The organism is Streptomyces sp. NBC_01465 (genome assembly GCF_036227325.1).
Classification (GTDB): domain Bacteria; phylum Actinomycetota; class Actinomycetes; order Streptomycetales; family Streptomycetaceae; genus Streptomyces.
The window spans coordinates 8,071,844-8,092,700 of record NZ_CP109467.1 but is presented as its reverse complement, the minus strand read 5'-3'; the positions used below and the strand labels follow the sequence as shown (position 1 = coordinate 8,092,700).

The window sequence follows — 20,857 nt, the reverse complement described above, 5'->3', positions numbered from 1 at the left end:
CAACCTGCCAAGTCACCAGCGGAACGAAGGAGTTCCCCTCATGAGCACACCCAGCACGGTTCTCGTCATCGGCGGCGGCGCGGCCGGCAACGCCGCGACGATCCTGCTGCGCCGCGCCGGGATCGCGGTCGACCTGATCGAAGTCAAGGACGACTGGAACGCCACCGCAGGATCCGGCATCACGCTCCAGGGCAACGCCCTGCGTGTGCTGCGCGAGCTCGGCGTGTGGGAGAAGGTGGAGAGGTCCGGCTACGGCTTCGGCGCGGTCGGCATCACCGCGCCCGACGGCACCGTCCTGCACGTCGCCGAGGATCTGCGCACCGGCGGCGACGACCTGCCGGCCACCGTCGGCATGCAGCGCCCACAGCTCCAGCGCATTCTGATCGACACGGTCCGCGCGAGCGGTGCCACCGTACGGCTGGGTGTTCGCGCGGAGTCCCTGCAACAAGACGGTACTGGCGTCACCGTCGCCTTCGACGACGGTAGCCAGGGCCGCTACAATCTGGTGATCGCCGCCGACGGCCTGGGCTCCACGACGCGCGCGGCCATCGGCATCATGGACAGACCGGAACCCACCGGCATGGCCATCTGGCGGATCGCCGCCCCACGCCCGGCCGGCCTGACCCGCACGGACCTCGCCTTCGGCGGCCCCGCCTACATCGCCGGCTACTGCCCGACCAGCGAGAGCACGCTCTACGCGTACGTCGTCGAGGCCAAACGCGACCGTGCCTCCATCCCCACCGCCTCCTACGCCGACGAGATGCGTGCCCTCGCACAGCACTACGGCGGCCACTGGCCCGAGATCACCCGGCACATCACCGACCCGACGCAGGTCAACTACACCTGGTTCGACCGGATGCTGGTCGAGGGCTCCTGGCACCGCGGCCGCGTCGTCCTGGTCGGCGACGCCGCGCACTGCTGCCCGCCCACCCTCGCCCAAGGCGCGGCCCTGTCGATGGAGGACGCCTGGGTCCTCGCCCAGATGCTGACCGCCTCCGACACCTGGGACGACGCCCTGTTCCAGGCGTACTACGAACGGCGGATCCACCGCGTGCGTCCCGTCGTCGAAGCGTCCGTACAGATCGGCCAGTGGCAGCTCGACGGAGTCCGCGACGCGGACATACCCGGGCTGATGGGCCGCACCATGACCATGCTGCGGGAACTGCCGTGACGACACCGCCCACCGTCGACGTGCACGCCCACGTCCTGCTGCCCGAGGTCGAGGCGCTGGTGGACGGCCTGCCGGGCCTTGCCGAGGCGAAGGGCCTGGACGCCCGCCGCAACGGACCGGCTGCCCTGAAGGTCAACGGCCCGATGATCGGCGAACGCATTCCTCGCCTCACCGATCCGGCCGTCCGGCTCGCTGCGATGGACGCCGCGGGCGTGGACGTCCAACTCGTCAGCCCCTCCCCCTCGCACTACCACTACTGGGCCGACGAGGAGACGGCCGAGAAGGTGTACCGGCTCGCCAACGAGGCGACCGCCGCGCACTGTTCGGCCGCCCCCGACCGGCTGCGCGGCCTCGGCCTCGTACCCCTGCAACATCCACAACAGGCGGTGCGCGCGATCGACCACGCGCTTGAGCACGGCCTCTCCGGGGTGGAGATCTCCAGCCACGCCCCGGGGCGCGAACTGTCCGACCCGGCCTACGAACCCTTCTGGTCGCGCGCCGAAGAGACAGGAGCGCTCGTCTTCCTGCACCCCTTCGGCTGCACCCTCGACGAACGCCTCGACCAGTGGTACCTGTCCAACTCCGTCGGCCAGCCCACCGAGAACGCCGTCGCCCTCTCCCACCTCATCTTCTCCGGCGTCCTGGACCGCCACCCCGACCTGAAGATCATCGCGGCGCACGGCGGCGGCTACCTGCCCACCCACATCGGCCGCGCCGACCACGCCTGGGCAGCCCGCTCGGACGCGGGCGCCGGCTGCACCCAGCCGCCCAGCAGCTACCTCAAGCACCTCTACTTCGACTCACTGGTCCACGACCCGCACGTGCTGCGGGAGTTGGTGCGCGTGGCCGGAGCAGACCGGGTGCTGCTCGGCTCCGACTTCCCCTTCGACATGGGCACCGACGACCCACTCGGCGCCCTGCGCTCCGCGCACCTGCCGGCCGCCGACTTCGACGCCATCCGCGGCGGCACCGCTGCCGCACTCCTCCGCCTCCAGAAGGGCTGACCACCATGAACGGACGTCTGCTCACCCACCTGCGGCACGTCGACCTGGCCGTGCCCGACTACGACAAGCAGCTCGACTTCTACGCCGGTGTCTGGGGCCTGACCAAGGTCGCCGAGGACTCCGGCATCTCCTTCCTCGCCGCCGAGGGTTCCCCCGAGCAGTACGTCATACGGCTGCGGAAGGCCGGCGAGAAGCGCCTCGACCTCGTCTCCTACGGAGCGGCCTCACCGCAGGACGTCGACACCCTCGCCGAGCAACTCCTCGCCGGAGACGTGCAGTTGATATCACGTCCGGGCAAGGTCGACACCCCTGGCGGCGGCTACGGCTTCCGCTTCTTCGACATCGACGGCCGCACCATCGAGGTCTCCGCCGACGTCGAGGTACGACAGCACCGCAAGATCGAGGAGAAGGAGGCCATCCCGGTCAAGCTCTCCCACGTCGTCCTCAACTCCCCCGATCTCAACCGAACCCGGCAGTGGTACGAGCGCCACCTCGGCTTCGCCCTGTCCGACACGCTCTCCTCCCCGCACATGGGCGAGGTCATGCACTTCATGCGGATCTCCAACCAGCACCACTCGATGGCGATCGCACAGGGCCCGCACACCGCACTGCACCATGTCTCCTTCGAGATGCGCGGCATCGACGAGTACATGCGCGGCTCCGGCCGGGTGATGCGGGCCGGCTTCAAGAAGGTCTGGGGGCCGGGCCGGCACATGGCGGGCGACAACACGTTCACGTACTTCCTCGACCCGCACGGCAACACCGTGGAATACACCACCGAGCTGGAGTGCCTGGACGAGGACACCTGGCATCCGCACGTCTACGACTTCTCCAAGCCCGAGGTCACCGACCAGTGGGGCACGGCGAACGCGATGAACGAACTCGTCGCCAAGGAGTCCTTCAACGACCCCGACCGCGGCGTGTTCGTCGCCCCGCCGGTCTGACCACCCCGAGTCCCGGGGGCGCGACGGCCCTGTCCATGCCCTGACTCCGCCCTCCGCGCCCCCGGCCCCTGTTCGCGCCAGGAGCCCCCATGCGATTCGCCACCTACGCACACCAGCACCGCACCCGCGTCGCCGTCGTCGAGGCGGACGGCACCCTCTACCCGCTGCCCGGCACCACATCTCTCACCGAGCTGATCCACACCTGCGGCGGTCTGCCCGCCCTCCTGGATGCCGGGGCATCCGCGCTCGACGTACCACCGGGACCGCACGTCTCCCAGGTCCGGCTGCTGCCCCCGCTCCAGCCGTCCTCCGTACGGGACTTCGTCACCTTCGAGGAACACGTCGAAGGCGTACGCAAGGCCGTGGACGGCGTCGCAGGAGTGCCCGAGCAGTGGTACGCCGCGCCCACCTTCTACTTCACCAACCCGCACGCCCTATTCGGCGCGCACGACGACATCCCCATGCCCCCGGGCTCGACCGCCCTCGACTACGAACTCGAAGTCGCCGCTGTCATCGGCCGCGAGGGCAGCGACCTCACGCCCGAGCAGGCCCGCGACCACATCATCGGCTACACCGTCTTCAACGACTGGTCCGCCCGGGACCTCCAGTCCGCCGAGATGAAGGTCGGCCTCGGCCCCTGCAAGGGCAAGGACACCGCCACCACCCTCGGCCCCTACCTCGTCACCGCGGACGAACTGGAGCGGTACCGCGACACCGACGGTTTCCTGCGCCTGGCGCTGACCGCCGAGGTCAACGGTGAAACGATCGGCAAAGACCTTCTCTCCAACATGAGCTGGACCTTCGAGGAGATGGCCGCCTACGCCTCGCGCGGCACACGCGTCGTCCCCGGCGATGTCCTGGGCTCCGGCACCTGCGGCAACGGCGGCTGCCTCGCCGAACTGTGGGGCCTTCGCGGCGAGCAGACCCCACCGCCGCTGAAGCCGGGCGACACCGTCACCCTCACCGTCGAAGGCATCGGCACGGTCTCCAACACCGTGATCACCGGCGCCGCCCCGACCGCCCTGCCCTCCGGCCGGCGCCGCTCCCGGGAACGGCCGTGAACTGAGGGAGTCGTACGGGCCTCGCCCGACGCACGAGACACGGGTCCCGCGATGCCTGTTCGCATCGCGGGACCCACTGGAATGCTCGTCGCGTCCCTCAGTGGCCGGCCGCCTCCGGGTTGCGCCGTATACCGGCCGCGGCGAGCAGGACGCCATCACCATGCCGACCCCCGGTCAGCAACAGATCGGCGCTACACCGTGCCGCTCGCGGTGGAGGGGATGACGACGACAGGGCAGGGTGCGTGCTGCACGCAGTGCTGGCTGACCGAGCCGAGCATGATGCCGGTGAAGGTGCCGTGGCCACGGCTGCCCAGGACCAGGACCTGCGCGTTGCGGGCCGCGTCCATCAGCACTTTCACGGGGTGGCCCTCTGCCACGCGGAGGGTCACTGCGGCGGGTCGGTCGAGCTGGTCCCGTACGTTGGCCACGGTTTCCTGCAGGGCCCGCTCGGCGGCTTTGGCGAAGACACCGCCCTCGGGCATCGACGGCACCCACCCGTAGGTGTATCCGTACACCTCGGGGTACTGCCACGCGGCAACGGCTTCAATGGTGCTGCCGGTCAGTCCGGCCTGGGCCAGGCCCCACCGCAGCGCTTGTTGTGAGCAGGTCGAGCCGTCCACGCCCACGACGACGGGCCGGGGCTTCGAATCGTTGTGCTGAGCCATGTCGTTGTTCTCCTGCCGATCGGTTGTGAACGGGGAGCCGACTTCACGCTATGCACCCGCGCCCAAGCCGTGACCGGGCCATCCGGCCCTGGCTTCACGGCCCGATCGGCCCCTGCCCGCGCCGCGCGCAGCGGGCCATGCTCGGGGGACGGTACGAACTGCGGAGCCCGGCCGGGCCCGCCACTGCGGGTCTCCACTGTCCGCTTTGGTACAGGGGTTCAGTCCGGCTCCTGTGCCCGTCGTGCTCCGGCTGGAGTGCGCAGGGCCGGAGGCCTCGTGCCCTAGCTGAGGAGCAGCACATGGGCGTGCTCATTTTCCTGATCGTCGTGGTGGCCCTGCTGGTCGTCGTGGCGTTCGCCATGGCCATCAAGGTCGTCAAGCAGTTCGAGAAGGGGGTGCTGTTCCGGTTCGGCCGGCTGGTGGGTCCCCGCTCCCCCGGCCTGCGATTCATCGTTCCGTTCGTCGATGTCCTGCACCGGGTCTCGCTGCGGATCGTCACGATGCCCATCCAGTCGCAGGGGATCATCACCCGGGACAACGTCAGCGTCGATGTGTCGGCGGTGGCGTACTTCCGTGTCGTGGACGCCGTGAAATCGGTCATCGCGATCGAGAACGTGCATGCCGCGATCAACCAGATCGCGCAGACCACGCTGCGCAAGGTCGTCGGACAGCACACGCTGGACGAGACGCTGTCGGAGACCGACCGCATCAACCTGGACATCCGCGAGATCCTCGACGTCGCCACCGTCGAGTGGGGCGTGGAGGTCACCCTCGTCGAACTCAAGGACATCCAGCTGCCCGACAGCATGAAGCGTGCGATGGCCCGCCAGGCTGAGGCCGAGCGCGAGAAGCGCGCAAAGATCATCAACGCTCAGGGGGAATCACTGGCCGCAGCGGCGCTCGGGGAAGCGTCCGACATCATGATGGAGCATCCGCTTGCGCTCCAACTGCGCAATCTGCAGAGCCTGGTGGAGATCGGCGTCGACAAGAACACCACCGTCGTCTTCCCCGCCCCGCTGATGAGCACGATCGGCGAGCTCGGCTCCTTCCTCGCCCGCGAGACCGCGGCCGCCGCGTCCAAACAGCGGCCCGGCGAGGTCGCCAAGCCGGAGATCCTCCCGCTGGCGAACGGAGCACGGGAGAACGTCTGAGCCCGCAACGACGTGCCCGGCCCCCTCCACGGAGGGGGCCGGGCACGTCGTTGCGGGCTTACGAGTGCCGTACGGGAGGCGTGGCGGCTGCATCGGCGGGCAGTTCGTGGACGGCGACGACGCCGTCGACCGACTGGCACAGCCGCAGCACGGTGGAGTGCAGTGCGGGCTGCTCGATGCGGCCCCTGAGTGTCACGATCCCGTCGGACACCGCGACATGCAGCGTCTCCGGGCTGATGGCGAGGGTTCGGTGCAGGACGTCGTAGGTGATCTCCTCGCGGATCACTGCGTCACGGCGAAGGAAGATTCGCAGGAGGTCGCTTCGGCTGACGATGCCGACGAGTTTCCCGGTCTCGTCGACGACGGGGAGACGTTTGACCTGGTGCCGGTCCATGGTCCGCGCCGCCTCGACGACATTCCACTGCGGCTGTGCGCAGACGGCTGGTGAGGACATGAGCTCGCCCGCCGTCTCGCCCTGCCCGCCTCCCCCATCGTGCGGCCTGCCCGCCGTGGCGGAGTGGCCGTCGGGATCGGGCTGGACTGCTTCACGGCGGAGCAGGTCTGCCTCCGAGACCACGCCGAGGGGGCAGTTCTGGTCGTCGACGACCGGCACGGCGGCGATCGAGTTCTCGGCCAGTTTCGCGGCGACGTCCTTGAAGGTGGTGTCGGTGCGGACGCTGATGACGGCGTGCGTCATCAGGTCGGCAACAGTGCGGTGTCGCATGGTCATTGACCCCTTCCGGGCGGAGCACGGGCAAAGCGCACAGTGGCCCCGCCACCCCCACCTTCGCTCCGATCGCGAACCCCGGGGCAGGGGACAAAGGTCCCTCGTTTCAGATAAGAATCCGCACGTCAGGTGTCATGGAGAAGGCCGGAGCTTCAGGGGCGGCCTTGTGCCCTGTGCGGCACGGCGCCCGAGGGTGCCGCGGAGCACTCCCTCCAGGCTGCCGGGGCATGGGACAGTCCGGCGTCGGTCTGCTCCGAGGGACTGCCCCGCTTCGAAGTCCCCTCTCCCTGGCGTTGAGTTCAGCCGGTCCAGGTCCAGTCGGCGACCTCTGGGAGGTCGGTGCCGTGTTCGCGGATCCAGTCGTGGTGGCGCAGGCGGGTGTCCGACAGTTCCTGGCGGATCGTGGCGGCTCGCTCGGCGAGGCCGGGGACTCGGTCGATGACGTCCATGGCCAGGCGGTACCGGTCGAGGTCATTGCGTACGACCATGTCGAAGGGCGTCGTCGTGGTGCCCTCCTCCTTGTAGCCGCGGACATGGAGATGGGCGTGGCCGGAGCGCCGGTAGGCGAGGCGGTGGATCAGCCACGGGTAGCCGTGGTACGCGAAAATGACCGGTTTGTCCGGGGTGAACAAGGCGTCGTACTCGGCATCGGGCATGCCGTGCGGATGCTCCGCCGTGGGGAGGAGGCGGGCGAGGTCCACCACGTTCACCACGCGCACCGCCAGCTCGGGAAGGTGGCGGCGCAGCAACTGGGCCGCGGCCAGTACCTCCAGCGTGGGAACGTCACCGGCGCACGCCAGAACCACGTCCGGGTCCCGGCCGCCGTTTTCCGTGCTTGCCCAGTCCCAGATCCCGGCTCCGCGGGCGCAGTGGCCGCGGGCCTCCTCCAGGGTCAGCCAGTCGAAGCACGGCTGCTTGCCGGCGACGACGACGTTCACGTAGTCGCGCGAGCGCAGGACATGGTCGGCCACCGCGAGCAGCGTGTTGGCGTCCGGGGGGAGGTAGACCCGGACGACTTCGGGGGATTTGTTGAGGACGTGATCGATGAAGCCCGGGTCCTGGTGGGAGAAGCCGTTGTTGTCCTGGCGCCAGACGTGCGAGGTGAGGAGGTAGTTGAGGGAGGCGACGGGACGGCGCCAGGGCAGGCGGCGGGCGGTGCGCAGCCACTTGATGTGCTGGTTGACCATGGAGTCGACGATGTGGACGAACGCCTCGTAGCAGGAGAACATCCCGTGCCGGCCGGTGAGCAGGTAGCCCTCCAGCCAGCCCTGGCAGGTGTGTTCGGAGAGGATTTCCATGACCCGTCCGTGCCGGTCGAGGTGCTCGTCCACCGGCAGGGTCTGCGCCTGCCACGCCTTTCCGGTGGCGCGGTAGACGGATTGCAGGCGGTTGGAGGCGGTCTCGTCCGGGCCGAAGAGGCGGAAGTCGCGCCGCTCGGCGGTGTTCTCCATGAGGGTTTCCAGGAGATCGCCCAGTACCCGGGTGGGTTCGTGCATCGTCGTGCCGGGCTTGTCGACCTGCACTGCGTAGCGTTCGAGCGGCGGGAGCGGCAGGGCACGGACCAGGAGTCCACCGTTCGCGTGCTCGCTCGCGCCGAGGCGCCGCACGCCCTGTGGCACGCACTCCAGGACCTGGGCGCTCGGCCTGCCCCGGTCGTCGAACAACTCCCGCGGCCGGTAGGAGCGCATCCACTGCTCCAACTGGCGCAGGTGGTCCGGGTTTTCGCGTACGCCGGCCAGCGGGACCTGATGGGCGCGCCAGGTCCCCTCGACCGCAATCCCGTCCACCTCGGCCGGTCCGGTCCAGCCCTTGGGCGTACGGAGCACGATCACCGGCCAGGGGCGCCGCTCGGTGACGCCCTCCTCGCGCGCGCCGCGCTGGATGGCGCCGATCAGGTCCAGGGCCGTGTCCATGGCGTGCGCCATCGCGTCGTGCACCTGGAGCGGATCGTCGCCCTCGACATGGATCGGTTCGTGGCCCAACCCGCGCAGGAAGTCGTCGAGTTCGGTCTCGGGGAGCCGGGCGAGCACGGCCGGGTTGGCGATCTTGTAGCCGTTGAGGTGCAGGATCGGCAGGACCGCTCCGTCGCGGACGGGGTCGAGGAACTTGTTGGAGTGCCAGGAAGCGGCCAGCGGTCCCGTCTCGGCCTCGCCGTCGCCGATCACGCAGGCGACCAGCAGATCGGGGTTGTCGAACGCGGCGCCGTAGGCATGGGAGAGGGAGTAGCCGAGTTCGCCGCCCTCGTGGATCGAACCGGGCGTCTCCGGGGCCACATGGCTGGGCACCCCGCCGGGGAAGGAGAACTGCCGGAAGAGACGAGCCATACCGTCTGCATCCCGGCTCACGTCCGGGTACGTCTCGGAGTACGTGCCCTCGATCCAGGAGTTGGCGAGTACCGCGGGCCCTCCGTGGCCGGGACCCCAGATGCACAGGATGTCCTTGCCGCGGTCTGTGATCACACGGTTGAGGTGGGTGTGGACGAGGTTCAGCCCGGGCGACGTCCCCCAGTGACCCAGCAGCCGGGGTTTGATGTGCTCGGGGCGCAGCGCCTCGTCGAGCAGCGGGTTGGCCATCAGATAGATCTGGCCGACCGCCAGGTAGTTCGCCGCCCTCCAGTGCGCATCGAGCGCGGCCAGTTCCTGCGCGCGAAGATAACGTGCCGATTCCTGCTGGATGTCGGGCATCTCGCACTCCCTGCATAGACCGCCGAGCGGGCGTCATCGCCGGCATGGGGTCCGGCCGTCTGGGGCCGGAGCCTCGTTTCGCAGCCTAGGACCACGCCCGAGCAAGCAGCAGGTGCCGGATGGCCCTGTCCCCGGACCGGCCTGATGCCTGTCCCGGGCCGACTGGCGCTGTGCAAGGCCGTATCCGGGGACTAGCGTGGGTGATGCCGCCCTGGCCCCCGGCCGCGCCGCTTTCACCGCGATGTCGCACCGGAGCACTCCGCACCATCTGCCGCAGGGTCCGCGTCTCCCTATCTCCACACGGGCTCCTGAGCACCCCCGGTGCGTCCAGCGGGGCATGTCGTCCGGCCCCGCGCCCCTTGACAGTGCACCGAGATCCCGGCGGTAGGTCATGTACGCACTGTTCCTCCCCGCTGCGCTCCCACTGGCCCTGCCCGGCACGGTGATGGGGCTCTCCTGCCCGGAGGACCTCCTACTCCCACCCCGCCGTATCCGACAACACCCCAGAGAGCCGAGGGAATCATGAACTGTTACGACTGCCTCCAGCGCGGCATCACCACCGCTGCCACCGCCGTGTGCACGCGCTGCGGCGCCGCCACCTGCCTTGAGCACACCAAGACCGGCGCCGCCGAAATCCACCGCGAGGAGGGCACGGGACTCACCACCCTCAAGATTCCCGCTCGCCGCCTCACCTGCCTCACCTGTCATGACGCGGAGCACCAGTTCTGACGTGGCGGCACCGCCCTTCCAGGCCGGCCGAGCGAGCGGAGACCACAGTTGAACGCCGAGGAACCCGCACTGTCCGAAACCGTGCCACGGCTGCGCCTGGATGTGCTGCTCGAAGAACTCCAGGCGCAGATCCGGGCGGTCCTCAGCACTCGAGGGCGTCTGCACAGCCTGTTGGAGGCGGTCCTGTCGGTGGGACGCGAGCTCGATCTCTCACAGGTGCTGCGGCACATCACCGAGGCCGCGGCCATCCTGGTCGATGCCGAATACGGCGCACTGGGAGTGATAGGGCCGGATCAACGCCTCGCCCAGTTCGTCACGGTGGGTATCAGCGACGCCGAGCACACGCAGATCGGGGCACTGCCCGCCGGCCACGGGCTCCTCGGCGAGCTGATCAGCCATCCCGAGCCGCTGCGGCTGAGAGAACTGTCCGAGCACCCGGCCTCCTACGGTTTCCCCCCGCACCATCCACCGATGCACTCCTTCCTGGGCGTGCCCGTGAGCGTGCGCGGAGTGGTGTTCGGCAACCTCTACCTCACACAGAAACGAGGGGGTGCGCAGTTCGACGCGGAGGACGAGGCCGTCCTGTCGACCCTGGCGGTTGCGGCCGGGGTGGCGATCGACAACGCCCGCCTGTACGCGGAGGCACAGGTGCGGGGGCGTTGGCTGGCGGCCGGCGCCGAGCTCACCAGCGGTCTGCTCTCCGGCGCCCCGGAGACGACAGTCCTGGAGCTGATGCTGGACCGGGCGCGGGCCATCACCTCGGCCGACCTGGGCGTGGTCGACCTCTTGACCCCCGATACCCAGGAGTTGCGCGGGGTACTCGCGCTCGGTGAGGGGGCCGCGGTGCACCGTGGGATGCGGATGCCGCGCGAGGGAACCCTGACGGGGTCAGCGCTGGTCGCAGGACAGCTGATTGTCACCGCGGATGTGGCGACGGACCCGCGGGTGACCTACCGTCCCGAGCGCTGGAAGGGGCTGGGGCCCGCGCTCGCTGTTCCGCTGAGTACGAGGGACGGAGCTCGTGGGGTCCTCCTGCTGGCCCGCGCCGCGGGACGCACACCCTTCACCCCGGAGGAGATCGCACCGCTGCCCGGCTTCGCCGGACAGGCCGCCCTCGCGCTGGAACTCGCCGACCGGCGCAAGGCCGCGGAGCAGGTGAGCGTACTGGAGGACCGCGACCGGATAGCGCGCGATCTCCACGACCTGGCCATCCAGAGGCTGTTCGCCACTGGACTGACCCTGCAGAGCGCGCAGCGTTTCGTCGAAAACCCGGAAGCAACCGAACGGATCGGCAGGGCGGTCGACGACCTCGACACCACCATCAAGATCATCCGCTCCACGATTTTCGGACTGCGGGCCCACGGCGCGACCGCAGTCGGTCCCGGCCTGCGGGCCAACGCCTCCCGGACCGCCGAAGAAGCCGTCCCCGCACTCGGATTCACCCCGTCCCTGCGCATGGAGGGACTGCTCGACAACGACGTCCCGCACACCATGGCCGACGAGGTGGTGGCCGTACTCAGCGAGGCGCTGGCGAACGTCGTCCGCCACGCACACGCGTCGTCCGCGGAGATCGCGCTCATCGTCCGCAAGGAGCAACTCACCCTCACGGTCACCGACGACGGAGTTGGCATCGGCGCAGGCGGACACCGCAGCGGGCTGCGCAACCTCAGCGAGCGGGCGCTGAACCTGGGCGGCGACCTCACGCTGACCGCGCCGACCGAGGGCGGCACCCTTCTGTGCTGGACCGTACCGCTTCCCGATCGCCGCTAGCGGTTCCGTGCCAGCCCTCACGATGAGCGCGCACGTGGGGGCGACTGTTCCCCCCGGATACGTCGCCCCCACGTGCGGTGTCCTCAATCGACCACAGGGGTGCGGGAGTTCCCCCTGCCTCGAGCGGCCGCGAGGACGGAGGCTGGAGCCGTGATGTCGGCGATACGGCTCCGGCCGGCCTCGATCAGCTCAGGGGCAGGGAGCCTCGCTCTACGGAAAGGGAGGAGATCCCTTCCCTTCACCTTGAGCGTAGAGCGTCTCCACACCGGGCGGTAGGGCGCGTTGGACCACACCATCCACCCTCTCACACCACGGTGCCGGGTCCGTGATTGCGATACCCGCCAGGGCAGGGCTCCGTCGGCTCTGCCGAGTCACGCATCCCTGCGAGGCAGAGGTTCCATCCGGACGGCCAGGACCGCCGCCTGCACCCGGCGTTCGACGCCGAGCTTCGCCAAGAGCCGCGAGATGTGGTTCTTGACGGTCTTCTCCGACAGATAGAGGCGTTTGCCGATCTGCCGATTGGTGGGCCCCTCGCCGATCAGATCCAGTATCTCCCGTTCGCGCACACTCAGCGCATCCAACTGCCCTGCCTCTGAGGGAGGTTGCACGGGAACGGCGGGTCCGCGGAGACTACTCATCAGGCGCCCGGTGGTCGCCGGGTCGAGCATCGACTGCCCCGCCGCCACCGTCCGCACCGCCGTGACCAGATCCGAGCCCTTGATCTGCTTCAGGACATACCCGGCGGCCCCAGCCATGATCGCGTCCAGCAGGGCGTCGTCATCGTCGAACGACGTCAACATCAGACAGGCCAACTCCGGCATGCGGTCTCGGAGTTCGCGGCAGACGGTGATGCCGTCGCTGTCCGGGAGCCGGATGTCCAGGATCGCGACATCAGGGCGCAGCGCCGGACCACGGACCAGGGCCTGCGCGCTGGTTCCCGCTTCGCCGATCACGGTGATGTCCGGTTCCGAGTCGAGGAGGTCGTGCACGCCTCGTCGTACGACCTCGTGATCGTCGAGCAGGAAGACCCGGATCGGCGATTCCGCTGAGAAGACGCGTTCCTGGCTCACATTGCCCTCCGGGCGTCGAGTGTCGTCAGCGCGGTGGTCCACTGCCGGCGGGCCCGTAAAGATCCAGCAGGCGGATTCTGGTGGAGTGGAGCCGGTGGGCGAGCACCTGGGCAACCCACAGCCCCACCGCCGCTCCCAGTTCCGGTTCGCTCCGGCACAACTCCCGCACGGCAGCGGCGTCGAACTCCGCAGCACCCACCGGCCGCAGCGCCGTTGCCCCCAACTGCCACACATACGGCGCGAACAGCCATGACCATCCTACGAGTCGACCTGGCCCCAGAGTCTCGATGACTGCTGGAGACCGCCCGGGAACATGCAGGTCGAGAGCGACCGTACCGAACCGAACGACCCAGAACCGGTCGGCATGCTGCCCCTCGTTGAACAGGCGTGCCTGGGCAGGGAAGGACACCTCGTGCGCAAGATCCGCCACTCGCGTACGGTGCTCGGTGGGAAGCCCGCTGAGGATGCTGGTCAGGACAGACATGGATTCTTCCCTTCATCGCAACTGTGCCTCTGCGGCGCACTCCTCGGCGATACCCGTGGCCCACGCGGCGATCCGGTCGAAGTCCCGGTAGTCCCCGCCGCGTCCGGACTCGACGATCATGCGTGCCATGCGGCCTTGCGCCCCGGCTTCGAGCCGGCCGCCGAAGGTCACATGCCGGCGGGCGTCGAGATGCGCCGCCGCCCGGCGGGCGCCCCGTACCGGAGGGATGTCCCGCTGTGTCGCCGACGCGTCGAGCGGACCGCTGCTGAAGAGCCACACCGCCCGCTCCAGCAGCGCGGCACGATGCCGGCGTGCGAACCGCACGGCATCCCGGTGCCAGCGCCCCGCGTACAGGGCGCCGCCCAGCACCACCAGGTCGTACGGGCTCACGTCCTCGACTTCGGATGCCGGATGTACCTCGGTCTCAACCGTGTGGGTTCGCAAGGCGGCTGCGACAGCCTCGGCTATCCCCTGGGTCGAACCGTTCTTCGTTCCGTACGCAACAAGTGCTCGCCGTGCCATGGCCGGTCCCCTGCCGTCAGAGTTTGTCGATCCAGGCATCCGCGACGTCCTTGAGTTCCGCGTCCACCGTTTCGCCGACGCTGTCGTCGATACGCCAGGTCAGTTCGGAGACGACATCGATGACACCGTCGATCTGCTGGGCCATCCGCTGAGCGACCGTGGCCTCGATGCGCCGCTCCACCTCACCCGCGAGGCTCACCACCCCGTCGTGGACATCGACGGAGACAGCCGTGAGCGGCAGGCGCAGCGCCCCGTCCAGGACGTCTTCCACAACGTCACGGTGCAGGTCCGCGTCCGGACGCAGGAAGAGCTGGAGAAGATCCCGCCGGGTCACGATGCCCACCAGGCGGTCCTCCTCGTCGACGACCGGCAGCCGCTCCACCCCGTGCTGCGCCATCATCCGCGCAGCCACAGCGACGGTGTCCTCGGCATGCACCGTCACGGCCGGCCTCGACATCAGCTGACCGGCCGAATGCGCCTGAACGCTGACGTTCCTGTCCCACTGGCTCCGCCCCTGGGGCAGGAGCCGCAGCCGTGGCCGCTGCCGCGGCTCGGGGGATGGTGCGGTGCGGGCCTGGTCGCGCATCAAGTCGCTGCCGGAGACGACCCCCATCACTCGCTCGTCGCCGTCCACGACGGGCAGACCACCGATCCGATGGTGGGCGAGGAGACGGGCCACTTCCTTGAACGGGGTGCCGAACTCGGCGCACACCACGTCACCCGTCATCACCGAGCCGATCTTGCTGTGCCGCATGAGGAGTGCCCTCTCAGCTCAGCCAGCGGTTGTCGCGCACGATCGCTATGCGCTCCCAGCCGCGGCCCAGGCCCCAGACGCGGCCGGCGTGGCCGAGTGCGAGCGCGATGAGGATCGCGGCGTACAGGACGTGATAGTCGACCAACGGATTGGACGACATGCTCGGCTGACCGTTCGAGAGGTGCTGGGCCGGCGGCCACTCGGCAGCCCACATCAGCGCCATCATCACGGTGCCGGCCACCGCGGCGAAACGCAGCGCCAGACCGGACATCACGGCGACGCCGATGGCCAACAGCCCCAGCATGAACAACCAGTTCACCCAGGCATCTCCGGCCATGCTGTGGAAAGTGGACTGGAGCGGACCTGCGGCAACTCCGCTGAGGAAGCCCTTGGTCGGCGAACCGCCGTCGATCCAGCCCTTGCCCGAAGCCGTCGCGTAACCCCAGCCGAACGTCTTGTCGAGGAAGGCCCAGAGGAAGACGAACCCGGTCAGAATCCGCACGCCCGCGAAGACCGTGGCGAAAGCCGTCGAGCGGGTGGTGTCACGCGCGGCAACCGATGCCGCTGAGGCCGGTGCCTTGCGGTGCGAGGGGAACCGTAGGCCGGCCCGCCCGCTCGAATGATCGTGAACTGCCATGGCGAACCCGTCTTGCCGACACTGCTACCGCGAATGCGGTGGCTTCTTCAATGTCGCGCGCCCACAGTGGTGGCGCTGTGGGCCGAAGGACCGTACAGAGGGCCAACCGGCCCTAAAACGTGGCCTTTCAGGTTCCGAACCGAAGCGGCGGGTGCGGTGGACTCCTGAAGTGCCACCCTGCAGCATCTACCGCACAGTGACGGCCCTCCATGGAAGCAGGCGCGTTCAGATGAACGACCGAGCGGACCCGCAGCAGCACCATCCCGTCGTTGCTGCACACCGGTCCAAGCGCGCGGGCGACGTCCAGTTGCGCATCGCTGACGGGCTTCCTGCTCTGGATGCTGTTCGTGGAGTCCAACCCGTGGCCCATGCTGACCCTGGTCGTATCCCTTGAGGCGATCTTCCTGTCGACCTTCGTCATGATCGGGCAGAACCGGCAAGCAGAGTTCCAGCAGGCGAAGGCCGACCACGACTTCGTCGAGCAGGAACTGGAGCTCAAGACGAACACCGAACTCACCCGGGCCATCCACGCCATGACCACGGAACTCCACCACCGGCTGATGGAAAATCCTGACCCGCGGTAGCGCGCCCGGTACGGCAGGAGAGCGGCAGCTCGCCCGACGAAGGACAGCGGCCTTTGAGAGCTGTGATTCTGACGGGGGACGAGGCTCTCGCGGCCGAGGTCCTCGAACTGCGGGCCGAGAAGGACCAGTTGCTCAGGACGCTGTCGACCCGCGCGGTGATCGACCGGGCGCGCGGCATGGTGATGGTCCTGGGGCCGTGCTCCAGCGAGACGGCTCTGGTCGGCTCGGCGCAAGATCAGCCGCTCCCCGAGCAGATGCACCGCGAGCTGCGCCGCGCACTGAAACTGCGGACGGCACCGGGAGCTGTGACCTCAACTCGCCGGTGCCTTCGTCCGAGCCGACCGTCGGACGCTCCTGTCGAGTAGCCGGCCACGCGGAACCCAAACACAGGCCCAACGGCGACTTGGCCCTTCTTACTGGTCAAGGGTCATGGATGGTGGAGGAACAAGTCGATGAGCAGGGTGAGGTCGTCGATCGGGCGCCGTCGAATCCATCCCACCAGGAGCCGTCGCGCGCCACCGGGGCTCCGTATACGCACCCGGTGAGCGCCTCCGATTCGGCGACCAGCATGTCGAAACCCGGCAGCTGTACGTCATCCGCCAAGCGGTGCAGAAACTCCTCCCGCCCGTGGAAATCCTCACCGGGCGGAGCAGGGGAGGATTCGACGTACAAATCCGCCAGATCCTCTGACCTGGAGACGAGCCGGCAGTGCACCGCCGGGTTCTGGGACGTCTCCCCGCAGCATAGTCCCGGATCGGCATGGGGTTGCCGTCCGTCGGCGGCACGAGAACACTGCGCTCAGCGGGCCCGCTTGTGCGTGGGGCGGTCACGGCGGCGGCGCGCCCGGAAGCGTCCGCGACCCCCGTCGCGATGGTCGTGCCGGTCGGCCGGGGAGGCCGGCGGGAGAGACCCAGGAAGCGGCGTGCCGGCGCCCCTCAGCTCTTCGGCGGCCCAGCGTCCTGTAGGGGGACGAATGTAGGTGCGCAAGGTGGTCCTTTCGGCGTGCTGGGTACTGCGGCGGTGGGTCACATACGCGGCGATGGTGATCAAGAGCAGGACGGCGGCGGTGAGTGCGGCGCCCATGGCGGTTACCGCCCCGCGGCCGTCGCAACGGCACGAGTGGAGGCCGCACCGCCCTCGTACTCCCACCATGCCTGCGCACTCTGCAGCCGGTCGCCCTCGGCGACATCGTGGTGACGTGCGGTCTCAGCGGCGATGAAATCCGTGGCAGTCAGCGCGGGCCCGTCCACGGCGCAGGCGGCGGCCATGAGCCGGGCTGCAGCCGCGGCACCCGTCTCGGGCGGGATCACCAAGAGGTCCCACCGGCCGGTCGAGTAGGACAGCAACAGCAGCTTGTGCGGGTCGAGTTCAGGAGTGAACCAGCCGACCTTGAGCACGCGGTCGCGGATGGCCACCTTGCGCGGGACGACGGGCCAGAACATGGGATTGACGGCGACGCGGGTGATGCGCCCCCACAGCGGATCCAGCACGTCTGCCAGGGCGGGGAGTTCGGCGGCCAGGTCGCGCGAGCGGGGCCACCAGGCGCCGTCGAGCAGGCCGCTTCCCGTCAGAGACTTCAGCGCCAAGCGGGCGACGGGAGTCACAGGAGGAAGGGTGGTGCGGGTGGACGTGGTGGTCGCGGTCATGATGCGATCCCGCCTTCGGAGCGACGCGGCGGCCGCCCCCGATGCCAATGCTCGCCGAGGACGAGACCCGCGTGGATGCCGGAGTACGAAGTGCCCTTGGTGCCTTCACGGTACTCCTGCGGAGGAGATCGGCCACGAGCATCGCCGTACCTCTCGGTGGCCCGTACAGGCCACCACCCCCAGGTGCTCCGACGGTCACCTCACCCGGCCTGAACCTCGTCCACACCCACCTCAACCGCGTCATCCAGGAGCGCGGCATCGACGCGCTCTCCGTGTGGGGCCCCGGCCATGTCGCCCCCGAGACGCCCGGCTCGATCCACGAGGGCGGCGAACTCGGCTACTCCCTCGCCCACGCCTACGGCGCCGCGCTCGACAACCCGGACCTGCTGGTCGCCTGCGTGATCGGCGACGGCGAGGCCGAGACAGGACCGCTCGCCGCTTCCTGGCATTCCAACAAGTTCCTCGACCCCGTGCACGACGGCGCCGTCCTGCCGATCCTCCACCTCAACGGCTACAAGATCGCCAACCCCACGGTGCTATCCCGCATCCCCGAGGGGGAACTCGACGCTTCCGTGCACCTGCGGACGGACACACTCAGCAGACGAGGACTCCTCATCAGCTCCCTAAGAGCCTTCAGGTCCGGGCCAGATGCCGTCCGGTTCATATCGCCTACCAGCGGTGCAGCCTCGCGACCTGCAGCACGTCAAAGCCGGGCCGCGGAGCGCCAAGTCAGCGTGATGCTTCCTCCCGTGCCCCCTCATCGTCGGCCGTGGCGGGGATGGCGTTGTCGATGAGGACGGCGGCGATGGCGGCGGCGGTGGGGAAGGCGTCGGCGTTGAGGACGCGGGTGCGAGCCGCGGCGCCGTCGATGAGCAGGGCGAGCTGCTCGCCGAGCTGTGCGGGTGCGATGCGGCTTCGTACGCGGAAGCGGCCGACGTCGGCGCCGTGGGCTGCGGCGAGACGCACTGCCACGGGTCCGGCGAATGTGTAGCCGCGGGTCCGGGCCGTCTCAGGTTGAGGTCGTGGGTTTTGCCGCTTCGGCGGCGCGGTGATGTTCGGCATTGATACGCCGGGCTTCCTCGAGCTGGTCCTCGAGGATGACGATCCGGCAGGCGGCCTCGATAGGCGTGCCCTGGTCCACGAGTTCCCGGGCGCGGGCAGCGATGCGCAACTGGTAGCGGGAGTAGCGGCGGTGTCCACCCTCGGAGCGGAGCGGGGTGATGAGGCGGGCCTCGCCGATGGCCCGGAGGAAACCCTGGGTGGCGCCAATCATCTCGGCGGCCCGGCCCATGGTGTAGGCGGGGTAATCGTCGTCATCGAGACGGCCGAACGAATCGTCTGCTGTCATTTGCACCTCTCTGTGGAACGCGTGGAGGGGCCTTGGTGCCATATGGCACCAAGGCCCCGAAGGAACTGCTACACCATCTGCCGACCCTCGTACTGCGTCGGCCTTCTGTATCCGCATGCCCACCCGGGAGAGGGCGGGAACTGCGGGGATCGCGGTTGCTTGACCGGAGACCACCTCACTATCGATGTCCTGCGGTACCCGGGCTCAGCGATTCCACCCGGGCGATCCTGATGGCGCTCAACTCCTCCGTTCTTCCCTCTTGATCAACATTTACCGAAGGGGTACTGCGCACTGCTGGTAATGCGAACTGCCGGTGACCTGAGAAAGCGCCACCCTCCGGCAGCCAGCCCCGTCGCCACTCCTGCATCCACTCTGGCTTAGAACCCCACTGCCGAACTTCCCGGTGCGCGCGCCCGCAGCCGACGCCTTCACCGAGGTACTGCTCACTCAACTTCACTGCCGGGTAATGCACTTGCGGTACTGCGGTACTGCTCGCGGCGGCCCCTGATCACTGCGGGCCACCCGGTCCGGTCGTCAGCCCCGTCGCCGTCCTGCAACAACCCTGGCTTCGAAACTCCACCACCGCACCGCACTGCCAACTTCATCTACTGCTGCCCGGCAGTTCGTGTCTGCCAGGCCCTGCGGTCCTTCTTGGCTACGAGAGAAACCATAACCACACCACCGCCCAATGTCTACTCCGGCCGACACAGGTTTTCGCTTGTCCGACAGAGAGGTAATCGAACCCCGGCACGTGAACAGGGTGGGACGCGGGACGAATGGCCAGGCAGCACGCCCCGCATCGAGCGACCTCTGTCGAGACTGTCCCTCTCGCGCTCGCCAAACCAGGCTCAGCCCGCTGCGGAGGGTTCGGTAGTTTCGGCATCTCGGGTGGCGGCCCAGGACGCGAGGAGGCGCAGCCCCTCTTCGGAGGGTGAGCCGGGTTCGGCGGTGTAGACGGTGAGGGTGAGGCCGGGTTCGGCGGCCATTTCCAGTCCTTCGTAGGCGAGGGTCATCTCGCCGACGGCGTGGTGGTGGAAGCGTTTGGTGCCGGTGCCGTGGTGGCGGACGTTGTGGGCGCCCCAGCGGGTGCGGAAGTCGTCGCTGCAGGTGGAGAGTTCGCCAACGAGGTCGTGCAGGCCCTTGTCGTGGGGGTTGCGGCCGGCTTCTGTGCGCAAGATCGACACTGCGATGTCGGCGGCCTGGTCCCAGTCGGGGTAGAAGCGCCGTGAGGCGGGGTCCAGGAAGTTGTAGCGGGCCAGGTTGGCCTGGTTGTGGGGCGTGGCGTAGACGTCGTCATAGAAAGCACGGGCGAGCTGGTTGGTGGCGAGGAGGTCCATGCGGCCGTTGCGCACGAAGGCCGGGCCGGCGGTGACGGCGTCCAGGACCCACTGCAGGCTGCGGTGCGCCTTCCACTGCGGGGGACGCCGCCGGGGGCGGGTGAGGGCGCCGGAGCCGTCGGCTGCCTGGGCGAGGTTCAGCAGGTGAGCGCGTTCGGCGTCATCCATCTGGAGTGCGCGGGCGAGGGCGTCCAGGACGGCCGGGGAGGCGCCGGCGAGGTTGCCTCGTTCGAGTTTGGAGTAGTACTCCACACTCATGTCGGCCAGGGCGGCGACCTCGCTCCTGCGCAGGCCGGGAACCCGGCGTCGGCTGCCGGAGGGCAGGCCCGCCTGCTCTGGGGTGATCTTCGCTCGCCGCGAGGTCAGGAACTCGCGGACCTCTGCTTGGTTGTCCACGCCTTCGACGGTACGTCCCGCCCGCGACGGAAGGGATGTACGGGCAGTACACCCTTTGACCGTGCCTCGCTCCGCGCGCCCGGAGCGGGTTACCTGGATGACGTGGTGCTTTTCGCCCGGCTGTGAGTCGGCTGGGTGGAAATCCACCTGGCCCTGCACTCGGCGACGGCCGC

21 protein-coding genes and 1 pseudogene are annotated in these 20,857 nt (G+C 68.9%); 10 read left to right on the top strand and 12 right to left on the bottom strand.

The window, feature by feature from the left end:
- The first annotated feature begins 40 nt into the window (after positions 1-40).
- The 4 genes from OG707_RS37515 (at position 41) to OG707_RS37500 (ending at position 4,180) form a co-directional block, all read left to right on the top strand.
- Positions 41-1,171: an FAD-dependent oxidoreductase gene (locus OG707_RS37515; protein WP_329126345.1), complete on the top strand. Its 1,131-nt coding sequence runs from the start codon at positions 41-43 to the stop codon at positions 1,169-1,171.
- Positions 1,168-2,175, top strand: a complete 1,008-nt coding sequence (locus tag OG707_RS37510) for an amidohydrolase family protein (protein WP_329126344.1) — start codon at positions 1,168-1,170, stop codon at positions 2,173-2,175. The genes OG707_RS37515 and OG707_RS37510 overlap by 4 nt, the downstream gene beginning before the upstream one ends.
- Positions 2,176-2,180: 5 nt before the next feature.
- Positions 2,181-3,119 (top strand): VOC family protein, encoded by a 939-nt coding sequence (locus OG707_RS37505; RefSeq protein WP_329126343.1) that lies wholly within the window; start codon positions 2,181-2,183, stop codon positions 3,117-3,119.
- Positions 3,120-3,208: 89 nt separating this feature from the next.
- Positions 3,209-4,180 (top strand): fumarylacetoacetate hydrolase family protein, encoded by a 972-nt coding sequence (locus OG707_RS37500; protein WP_329126342.1) that lies wholly within the window; start codon positions 3,209-3,211, stop codon positions 4,178-4,180.
- Positions 4,181-4,371: 191 nt separating this feature from the next.
- Here the strand turns inward: OG707_RS37500 and OG707_RS37495 are convergent, their stop codons facing one another.
- Positions 4,372-4,845: a universal stress protein gene (locus OG707_RS37495; protein ID WP_329126341.1), complete on the bottom strand. Its 474-nt coding sequence runs from the start codon at positions 4,843-4,845 to the stop codon at positions 4,372-4,374.
- A gap of 299 nt (positions 4,846-5,144) precedes the next feature.
- Between OG707_RS37495 and OG707_RS37490 the strand changes: the two genes are divergently transcribed.
- Positions 5,145-5,996, top strand: a complete 852-nt coding sequence (locus OG707_RS37490) for a slipin family protein (protein ID WP_329126340.1) — start codon at positions 5,145-5,147, stop codon at positions 5,994-5,996.
- Positions 5,997-6,054: 58 nt separating this feature from the next.
- Here OG707_RS37490 and OG707_RS37485 read toward each other — a convergent pair whose 3' ends face one another.
- Positions 6,055-6,720 (bottom strand): CBS domain-containing protein, encoded by a 666-nt coding sequence (locus tag OG707_RS37485; RefSeq protein ID WP_329126339.1) that lies wholly within the window; start codon positions 6,718-6,720, stop codon positions 6,055-6,057.
- Positions 6,721-7,022: 302 nt separating this feature from the next.
- Positions 7,023-9,407 (bottom strand): phosphoketolase family protein, encoded by a 2,385-nt coding sequence (locus OG707_RS37480; protein WP_329126338.1) that lies wholly within the window; start codon positions 9,405-9,407, stop codon positions 7,023-7,025.
- Between the two features lie 522 nt (positions 9,408-9,929).
- Here OG707_RS37480 and OG707_RS37475 point away from each other — a divergent pair.
- Positions 9,930-10,136 carry a DUF2180 family protein gene (locus OG707_RS37475; RefSeq protein ID WP_329126337.1) on the top strand — a complete coding sequence of 69 codons (207 nt, stop codon included), beginning with the start codon at positions 9,930-9,932 and terminating at the stop codon, positions 10,134-10,136.
- A gap of 48 nt (positions 10,137-10,184) precedes the next feature.
- Entirely contained in the window at positions 10,185-11,906 is a 1,722-nt protein-coding gene (locus OG707_RS37470) for a sensor histidine kinase (protein ID WP_329126336.1), read from the top strand.
- 371 nt (positions 11,907-12,277) lie between these two features.
- Here OG707_RS37470 and OG707_RS37465 read toward each other — a convergent pair whose 3' ends face one another.
- From OG707_RS37465 to OG707_RS37445, 5 genes are read right to left on the bottom strand one after another with little or no spacing between them, the layout of a single operon-like run.
- Positions 12,278-12,976: a response regulator transcription factor gene (locus tag OG707_RS37465; RefSeq protein ID WP_329126335.1), complete on the bottom strand. Its 699-nt coding sequence runs from the start codon at positions 12,974-12,976 to the stop codon at positions 12,278-12,280.
- Positions 12,977-13,001: 25 nt separating this feature from the next.
- Positions 13,002-13,460, bottom strand: a complete 459-nt coding sequence (locus OG707_RS37460) for a cyclic nucleotide-binding domain-containing protein (RefSeq protein WP_329126334.1) — start codon at positions 13,458-13,460, stop codon at positions 13,002-13,004.
- A gap of 12 nt (positions 13,461-13,472) precedes the next feature.
- Complete coding sequence (locus OG707_RS37455) at positions 13,473-13,982, bottom strand: flavodoxin domain-containing protein (RefSeq protein WP_329126333.1); 510 nt, start codon at positions 13,980-13,982, stop codon at positions 13,473-13,475.
- Positions 13,983-13,998: 16 nt separating this feature from the next.
- Positions 13,999-14,736, bottom strand: coding sequence for a CBS domain-containing protein (locus OG707_RS37450; RefSeq protein ID WP_329126332.1), 738 nt, complete (start codon positions 14,734-14,736; stop codon positions 13,999-14,001).
- Between the two features lie 13 nt (positions 14,737-14,749).
- Positions 14,750-15,373 (bottom strand): hypothetical protein, encoded by a 624-nt coding sequence (locus OG707_RS37445; protein ID WP_329126331.1) that lies wholly within the window; start codon positions 15,371-15,373, stop codon positions 14,750-14,752.
- A gap of 269 nt (positions 15,374-15,642) precedes the next feature.
- Here OG707_RS37445 and OG707_RS37440 point away from each other — a divergent pair, with 269 nt between their 5' ends.
- Both OG707_RS37440 and OG707_RS37435 read left to right on the top strand, forming a co-directional pair.
- Complete coding sequence (locus OG707_RS37440; RefSeq protein ID WP_329126330.1) at positions 15,643-15,957, top strand: DUF1003 domain-containing protein; 315 nt, start codon at positions 15,643-15,645, stop codon at positions 15,955-15,957.
- 62 nt (positions 15,958-16,019) lie between these two features.
- The gene (locus tag OG707_RS37435; RefSeq protein WP_443071512.1) at positions 16,020-16,322 is read left to right on the top strand and encodes a hypothetical protein; all 303 of its coding nucleotides are present in this window, start codon (positions 16,020-16,022) and stop codon (positions 16,320-16,322) included.
- 723 nt (positions 16,323-17,045) lie between these two features.
- Here OG707_RS37435 and OG707_RS37430 read toward each other — a convergent pair.
- Positions 17,046-17,603: a DUF5994 family protein gene (locus OG707_RS37430; protein WP_329126328.1), complete on the bottom strand. Its 558-nt coding sequence runs from the start codon at positions 17,601-17,603 to the stop codon at positions 17,046-17,048.
- A 47-nt stretch (positions 17,604-17,650) separates the two neighbouring features.
- Here OG707_RS37430 and OG707_RS37425 point away from each other — a divergent pair.
- Positions 17,651-18,169, top strand: a pseudogene (locus OG707_RS37425) (phosphoketolase); the annotation flags it as partial.
- Between the two features lie 163 nt (positions 18,170-18,332).
- Here OG707_RS37425 and OG707_RS37420 read toward each other — a convergent pair.
- The 3 genes from OG707_RS37420 to OG707_RS37410 all read right to left on the bottom strand — a co-directional run bounded on the left by OG707_RS37420 (position 18,333) and on the right by OG707_RS37410 (position 20,684).
- Entirely contained in the window at positions 18,333-18,575 is a 243-nt protein-coding gene (locus OG707_RS37420) for a hypothetical protein (protein ID WP_329126327.1), read from the bottom strand.
- A 37-nt stretch (positions 18,576-18,612) separates the two neighbouring features.
- Complete coding sequence (locus tag OG707_RS37415; RefSeq protein WP_329126326.1) at positions 18,613-18,951, bottom strand: MerR family transcriptional regulator; 339 nt, start codon at positions 18,949-18,951, stop codon at positions 18,613-18,615.
- A gap of 848 nt (positions 18,952-19,799) precedes the next feature.
- Positions 19,800-20,684 (bottom strand): helix-turn-helix transcriptional regulator, encoded by an 885-nt coding sequence (locus tag OG707_RS37410; protein ID WP_329126325.1) that lies wholly within the window; start codon positions 20,682-20,684, stop codon positions 19,800-19,802.
- Positions 20,685-20,857 lie beyond the last annotated feature (173 nt).

Bases quoted from the DNA above. Each gene is read 5' to 3' on its own strand.
- OG707_RS37515 (WP_329126345.1), top strand. From the start codon at position 41: ATGAGCACACCCAGCACGGTTCTCGTCATCGGCGGCGGCGCGGCCGGC.
- OG707_RS37505 (WP_329126343.1), top strand. From the start codon at position 2,181: ATGAACGGACGTCTGCTCACCCACCTGCGGCACGTCGACCTGGCCGTG.
- OG707_RS37500 (WP_329126342.1), top strand. From the start codon at position 3,209: ATGCGATTCGCCACCTACGCACACCAGCACCGCACCCGCGTCGCCGTC.
- OG707_RS37495 (WP_329126341.1), bottom strand. From the start codon at position 4,845: ATGGCTCAGCACAACGATTCGAAGCCCCGGCCCGTCGTCGTGGGCGTG.
- OG707_RS37490 (WP_329126340.1), top strand. From the start codon at position 5,145: ATGGGCGTGCTCATTTTCCTGATCGTCGTGGTGGCCCTGCTGGTCGTC.
- OG707_RS37485 (WP_329126339.1), bottom strand. From the start codon at position 6,720: ATGCGACACCGCACTGTTGCCGACCTGATGACGCACGCCGTCATCAGC.
- OG707_RS37480 (WP_329126338.1), bottom strand. From the start codon at position 9,407: ATGCCCGACATCCAGCAGGAATCGGCACGTTATCTTCGCGCGCAGGAA.
- OG707_RS37475 (WP_329126337.1), top strand. From the start codon at position 9,930: ATGAACTGTTACGACTGCCTCCAGCGCGGCATCACCACCGCTGCCACC.
- OG707_RS37460 (WP_329126334.1), bottom strand. From the start codon at position 13,460: ATGTCTGTCCTGACCAGCATCCTCAGCGGGCTTCCCACCGAGCACCGT.
- OG707_RS37455 (WP_329126333.1), bottom strand. From the start codon at position 13,982: ATGGCACGGCGAGCACTTGTTGCGTACGGAACGAAGAACGGTTCGACC.
- OG707_RS37450 (WP_329126332.1), bottom strand. From the start codon at position 14,736: ATGCGGCACAGCAAGATCGGCTCGGTGATGACGGGTGACGTGGTGTGC.
- OG707_RS37445 (WP_329126331.1), bottom strand. From the start codon at position 15,373: ATGGCAGTTCACGATCATTCGAGCGGGCGGGCCGGCCTACGGTTCCCC.
- OG707_RS37430 (WP_329126328.1), bottom strand. From the start codon at position 17,603: ATGACCGCGACCACCACGTCCACCCGCACCACCCTTCCTCCTGTGACT.
- OG707_RS37415 (WP_329126326.1), bottom strand. From the start codon at position 18,951: ATGACAGCAGACGATTCGTTCGGCCGTCTCGATGACGACGATTACCCC.